The 5,897-nt window shown below is 63.7% G+C and carries 6 protein-coding genes and 1 pseudogene; 5 read left to right on the top strand and 2 right to left on the bottom strand.

Annotated elements, in window-relative coordinates; all coding sequences use genetic code 11:
- The 4 genes from EOA60_RS15375 to EOA60_RS15355 form a co-directional block, all read left to right on the top strand.
- The coding region (locus tag EOA60_RS15375) for an anti-sigma factor (protein ID WP_164899327.1) at positions 1 to 682 on the top strand (682 nt) is incomplete at its 5' end.
- 38 nt (positions 683 to 720) lie between these two features.
- The gene (locus EOA60_RS15370) at positions 721 to 1,437 is read left to right on the top strand and encodes a Bax inhibitor-1/YccA family protein (RefSeq protein ID WP_067321335.1); all 717 of its coding nucleotides are present in this window, start codon (positions 721 to 723) and stop codon (positions 1,435 to 1,437) included.
- A gap of 207 nt (positions 1,438 to 1,644) precedes the next feature.
- Complete coding sequence (locus tag EOA60_RS15365) at positions 1,645 to 2,520, top strand: aldose 1-epimerase family protein (RefSeq protein WP_128311563.1); 876 nt, start codon at positions 1,645 to 1,647, stop codon at positions 2,518 to 2,520.
- A gap of 544 nt (positions 2,521 to 3,064) precedes the next feature.
- Positions 3,065 to 3,457 (top strand): GFA family protein, encoded by a 393-nt coding sequence (locus tag EOA60_RS15355; RefSeq protein ID WP_095825420.1) that lies wholly within the window; start codon positions 3,065 to 3,067, stop codon positions 3,455 to 3,457.
- Positions 3,458 to 3,480: 23 nt separating this feature from the next.
- On the opposite strand, the pseudogene EOA60_RS15350 reads toward EOA60_RS15355, so the two are convergent.
- A pseudogene (locus EOA60_RS15350) lies at positions 3,481 to 4,997 on the bottom strand (winged helix-turn-helix domain-containing protein).
- Positions 4,998 to 5,199: 202 nt separating this feature from the next.
- On the opposite strand from EOA60_RS15350, the gene EOA60_RS15345 reads away from it, so the two are divergent.
- Positions 5,200 to 5,436: a hypothetical protein gene (locus EOA60_RS15345; protein ID WP_095800710.1), complete on the top strand. Its 237-nt coding sequence runs from the start codon at positions 5,200 to 5,202 to the stop codon at positions 5,434 to 5,436.
- 127 nt (positions 5,437 to 5,563) lie between these two features.
- On the opposite strand, the gene EOA60_RS15340 is transcribed toward EOA60_RS15345, so the two are convergent.
- Positions 5,564 to 5,897 (bottom strand): arginase family protein (locus tag EOA60_RS15340; RefSeq protein WP_206628141.1); only part of this gene is annotated, 334 nt, incomplete at its 5' end.

The raw sequence follows: 5,897 nt of genomic DNA, 5'->3' as shown, positions 1-5,897 counted from the left end.
GTTCCTGTCCGCTCGCCCCGAAGTGGCTGCGCGTGTGATGTCGGATCTCAGAACGCGCGACGAGTTGCGCGTGGCGCTGGCCGGGCCAGGCGCAATGGCGCGCCCGGCGACGACCGACGCGGCGCGTCGGCTGGAGAGGGTGCTTGTCAGGGACCGTGCCTTTTCCGTGCTGCGGCGCGCCGCGGCCGCCGCCGTGCTGGTGGCGGCGGGGTGGCTTGCGAACGGCGTCTTCGGGCCGATCGCTGTCAGCAAGGTGGTCGCGTCGACGCAGCCGCCCGCCTATGTCGAGGAAGCGGTGAGCGCGCACCGGACGACGCTGGTGCGTGAGACGATGCCGTCCCAGGCCGAAGCGCCAAATTACAATGCCGACGAGATCCGCGCCGCGACCGCGATCGTCATGCCGTCATTGCCCGACGACTGGCGGATCCGCGATGTTCAGATCTATCCGTCGCGGTTCGGGCCGAGCGTCGAGATGGCACTCGAAACGAAGGACCTCGGGCTGGTGTCGCTGTTTGCGATCAGGCCAGGCACGTTCGACGTCGTGAAGCCCACCGTCGCGCCCTTGGGCGATATTTCGTCCGCCTATTTCCAGATCGGCGAGGTCGCTTACGCCGTCGTCGGACAAGGCGATGCCGGCGATCTCGACCGGGCCGCCGAAAAGCTCGCCCGCACTCTCTATTGAAACAGCCAATCGAACCGACCAAACCAAGGAGAAACGAAATGAACAGCCCTAATCTTGGATACCGAATGGGCACCGGCGTTCGGGCCGGTGCCGTCTATGACGAGGGCCTGCGCCGGCACATGCTGCGCGTCTACAACTATATGGGCCTCGGGCTCGTCGTCACCGGCCTCGTCGCCCTTGTTGTGGCCTCGACGCCGGCGCTCTACGTCCCGATCTTCTCCACGCCGCTGAAATGGGTGGTGATGCTGGCGCCGCTCGCCTTCGTCATGTTCTTCTCCTTCAAGATGCAGACGATGTCGGCGGCGAGCGCGCAGGCGATGTTCTGGGCCTTCTGCGCGGTCATGGGCCTGTCGCTGGCTTCCGTGTTCCTGGTGTTCACCGGCACCAGCATCGCGCGCACCTTCTTCATCGCCGCCACCATGTTCGGCGCCACCAGCCTCTACGGCTACACGACCAAGCGCGACCTGACGCAGTTCTCGTCCTTCCTGATCATGGGCCTGATCGGCGTGGTGATCGCGAGCCTCGTCAACCTGTTCCTCGGCTCGACCGCGCTGCAGTTCGCCATCTCCGTGATCGGCATTGCGGTCTTCATCGGCCTGACCGCCTGGGACACGCAGACGATCAAGGAGCAGTATGCCGAGAATTTCGACGCGGAATCGCAACAGAAGCTCGCCGTCTTCGGCGCCTTCTCGCTGTATCTGAACTTCATCAACATCTTCCAGCTGTTGCTGAATTTCACCGGCGAACGCGAATAGTCCGGACCGTAGCAGGCAACAGCTTCGAACCGTGGCCGACGGGTAAACCGCTGGCCACGGTTTGTCTTTTGGCATCGTGTCTGGCGTGGCAACGCTGTCGGTCGTTTGCGGCGGCTGCTTGAGGGGATGCCGCACTGCCTGCTGCCCTTGAGTTCAGGCGAGGCCTTTTGCTAGCCTGCCGGCCCGACCAGCCAGTCGCGAGGACGCATGGACCAGCTGACGCTTGACGGTGACGGCATCTCGGCGACGGTTGTCGGGCAGGGGGCGGAGCTGGTCTCCTTGCGCGATGCCGAAGGCGCGGAACTTCTGTGGCAGGCGGGGCCTGAATGGCGGCGTCATTCGCCGGTGCTGTTTCCGATAGTCGGCCGGCTGAAAGGCGACCCGTTGCGCCATCGCGGCAAAGCCTATCCAATGACGCAGCATGGCTTCGCCCGCCACAGGCGCTTTGCCTGGGCGGAGCAGGGGCCTTCCTCTTGCACGCTGGTCCTGACCGATGACACCGAGACCCGCACCCGCTACCCATTCGCCTTTCGGCTGGCCATAAGCTACAGCCTCGGCCCCCGCCAGCTTGGCGTGACCTTCGAGGTCGCCAACACAGGCGACGAGGTGCTGCCGGCCTCGGTCGGCGCCCATCCGGCCTTCAACTGCCCTTTGCTGCCGGAATTGCCCAAGGAAGCCTACCGGCTGACCTTTGCCGACGATGAACCTGCGCCGATACGACGCCTGAAGGACGGGCTGATGCTGCCGACGCCGCAGCCAACGCCCGTCGAGGGCAAGACGCTTGCCCTCTCCGAGCGGCTGTTCGATGACGACGCCGTCATTCTGGACCGGCCCGCCAGCACCAGCGTGCGCTATGCCGCCGGGCGGGGGCCGGCGATCGAAATGTCGTGGCAGGGATTCAACGAATTGGGCATCTGGTCCAAGCCCGGCGGCGCGCCGTTCCTCTGCATCGAGCCCTGGCATGGCGTTGCAAGCCCGGTCGATTTCGACGGCGAATTCGCCGACAAGCCGGGCGTGATGCTGATCCCGCCAGGCGCCAAGCGCAGGCTGACCTACCGGATCACCATCAGCCGGGATGCGTAAGGCATGGCGTTCGCGATCAAGGCCTAGGTCAAGGATCCGCTGGCCGAGACATTCTCATTCGCGGCGCAGAAAACCATGTATGGCGGCTATCGCCGAAGGCGACACGATCTTTGTGTTCGCCAGCGAAAACGAAGCCGGACAGGGGCTGGTCGCACGGGGCGTTGTCACGTCATCCGAGGCCATTCCCAAAAGATCCGGCGCGAACGGCAGACGCCGCGCGTCAGTGTTGCCATCCGCCGCACCGCATTGGCAACGCGGCGATTGGGTCGGGACGAGCTCAAGCGGTTCAAGGACTGGAGCGATGGCAGGCCTGAGACCGAGCTCAACTTCAAATTCTATCGCCAGGCGACGAACAAGATCGTCAGCCTCTCGCATGGGACGGCGGCTTTTCTCGATGGGTTTTTCTAAGACGGCAAGCCACGGATCAAATCGATCTCTATGGAATCCGGCTTTTGAGAGCCACGCAAGCGAGACGTCTCAGCCTTGGACGCCTGGGCGAGTTCGCTGCTAACGTTCCACCGCACGGCTTTGAAGGAGACGCAACATGGACCGATTCACCGGCGGCTGCCTGTGTCGCAATGTCCGACTTGTGGCGTCGGGCCGCCCATACAGGGTCTGCATCTGCCATTGTCTCGATTGCCGCAAACATCATGGCGCGCTCTTTTATGCTTCGGCGGTATTCCCTCAGGACGCGGTTACGATCGACGGTGAGACGCGCGACTATGCCGGGCGGTTTTTCTGTCCGCGCTGCGGTTCGTCCGTTTTCGCACGCACCGCGGACGAGATCGAAGTGCATCTCGGGACCCTGGACGCCCCAGACCAGCTAGCCCCGACCTACGAAAGCTGGATCATCCGTCGCGAGTCGTGGCTGCCGCCGTTTCCAGTCAGCAAGCGATACGAGCGCGATCGCGAGGCGACGAGCCGCTTCGAAGAATAGGTCGCGCCATTCCTTTCTGGCCGTCAGTCCGGAAGCCCGGCCTTGCGGAACCCGTCAACGAAATGCTCGAGCATCGCGTCGTCGCGGAACGGCTCGGTCCAGACCCAGTGGCTGGTCGTGAAATGCGGGTTGGCGATAAGGAACATCTCGACCTCCGCGCGCGCCTCTTCGAACCGGCCGAGCTGCGCAAGGCTTGCCGCCAGGAAACGGCGTGAGCTGGTCCGATAGGTCTCGTCCCGGCGCAGCGTCTCGATGGCGGCTTCATAGTCGCGGGCCGCATATTGCGCGGCGCCGAGCGTGAGATAGTACCAACTCGGCGGAAACGGGTTCAGCCGGAACGCCTTGCGAATGTGCTCAAGGCCTTCCTCGATCCGCCCGGCAAGGACCTCAATATCGGACAATGTCGCCCAGGCGTCGGCCTCGTTCGGATCGAGCTCGAACGCTCTGGCGAATTCGGCATCCGCCTCGCCGAAGCGATGCTCATAGGCAAGCAGGTTGGCAAGCACCCAGCGGCAGCCGGCGTCGTTGGGGTCGATCGTCACGGCTTTGCGGGCCAGCTCCAAGGCAATGCTCCGGTTGGGGTCGACGGGCTCGCCCCAATGCACCCATCCCATCCAATGGTTCATGGCGAGCCAGCGATAGCCTCAGCATATTCCGGATCGAGCGAGACCGCGCGCGTCAGCATCAGATGCGCCTCCCGCGCCGTCTGAGGCGAGTCGTCGATCAGTTTTCGCGCCCGCACGCACAAATCGTAGGCCTCGAGATTCTTGGGCCGATTGCGCGGCGGCTGCGTGCGCAGCCGGCCGAGCAGCGCCTCCACGATCTTGGCCGTTACCTCGTCCTGGACCGCAAAAATATCTTCCAGACTGCGATCGAAGCGTTCCGCCCACAGATGTTCACCGCTCACCGCGTCGACAAGCTGCGCGTTGATACGTACACGCCCCGCGGCGCGCCTTGCGCTCCCCTCAAGCAGGTAGCGCACGCCAAGGTCCTCGGCGATCGCGCGCACATCCATCGGCTTTCCCTTGTAGACGAAGACCGAGTTGCGCGCGATGACGAACAGTCCCGCGTTCCTGGACAGGTCAGTGATCAGGTCTTCGGTCAACCCGTCCGCGAAGGATTCCTGCTCGGGATCATTGCCGAAATTGACGAAGGGCAGCACGGCTATCGAAGGCTTGCCGGGCAGTGGCAAAGGTTTTCGTGTCGTCTCGCCAAGCTGTTCGATGACCCCCGTGAAGCGATAGCCGACGCGCGGCACCGTAGCGATCCATTCACCGCCGTCGGCGGCGGGGCCGAGCAGCTTTCTGAGCTGCGCGATCTGGACGGTGAGGTTGCCTTCCTCGACGGCCGTGCCCGGCCATGCCGCGTCCATCAGCTCGGCCTTGGCCAGGATTTCGCCGGGACGTTCCACGAGCGCGGCAAGCAGCTTCAGCCCCCGATAGCCGGCGGCCACGGGGACATCGTTCCGAAGCAACGTTCCCGCAGCTGAATCAAGCACGTACGGGCCGAAGGCAAAGCGCGATCCCTGCATGCGGCGCATCTATAGAGCAATTCCAGGAAAAGTGTGAGACGGGTAGAGCAGTTCGTCATGTCCGATGAACCGCTCAGGCCGATTTGGAAGATTTGAGAACTATTTGGATGCGCTTAATTACGGCGCAGCCCGCATCCTGCAGAATCCAACCTCATTCAGGTGGAAGGCCCCAACTCGAAAAGCATGGGGCCGCAAACCATAGGAGGTTGCCATGAACGACACGTTTGCATCGATCCCGCAGCTGGCAACGCTGGTCGGGCAGGCATCGCGCCGGCGCTACAGCCTGCAGACCCTGCGAGGCATGATCGCGGCCCGGCGCGAGCAGATACGGTTTCGCTGGGATCTGAAGCGGATATCAGAGGCCAACCCGCATCTGATCGACGATATCGGACTGACGAAACAGCAGGCCGAGGAAGAGATCGGAAAGCTGCCCTTCTGGCAAAGATAAACGCGGATGTGGCGTCAACGCTGATGCCGGCAGCGCAGTCCCACCGGGTAGGGTGGTCCGGCATGAGCTCGAAGCGACATCGGTCGGCCATAACGGGGAATCTCGTCGGGGCATCAGGCCATCTGAGTTAAACCTGCCGGACGACAGTGCCGATGACATTGACGAGAAGCCGGGCTGCAGTCAGCGCCGACAGGCCGTCAAGGTCGGCAGGCGGATAGAATTCGACCAGATCAAATCCTGCGATCCTGGCCCGCTTGCCGAGGCCGGCGATCAGGTCGATCGCCTGGGTGTAGGTGAGGCCGCCTGGCGTGCGCGCCGCCACGCCCGGCATGATGCTGGGATCGAGGCCGTCGCAGTCGAAGCTCACGACGACGCGCGCGCCGTCCGGAATGTGCCTGAGAGCTGCGTCGACGCCCTGGGCATGAAGCTCGCGGGCAGTCACAAAGCGGCTGCCATAGCGT

The sequence above is a fragment of the Mesorhizobium sp. M1A.F.Ca.IN.020.06.1.1 genome (assembly GCF_004023265.1).
Taxonomy (GTDB): Bacteria; Pseudomonadota; Alphaproteobacteria; order Rhizobiales; family Rhizobiaceae; genus Mesorhizobium.
This window is presented reverse-complemented; position numbering and strand designations above follow the sequence as displayed.

Excerpts from the sequence above, each read along its gene's own strand:
- EOA60_RS15355 (WP_095825420.1), top strand. The coding sequence starts at position 3,065 with ATGGACCGATTCACCGGCGGCTGCCTGTGTCGCAATGTCCGACTTGTG.
- EOA60_RS15370 (WP_067321335.1), top strand. The coding sequence starts at position 721 with ATGAACAGCCCTAATCTTGGATACCGAATGGGCACCGGCGTTCGGGCC.
- EOA60_RS15345 (WP_095800710.1), top strand. The coding sequence starts at position 5,200 with ATGAACGACACGTTTGCATCGATCCCGCAGCTGGCAACGCTGGTCGGG.
- EOA60_RS15365 (WP_128311563.1), top strand. The coding sequence starts at position 1,645 with ATGGACCAGCTGACGCTTGACGGTGACGGCATCTCGGCGACGGTTGTC.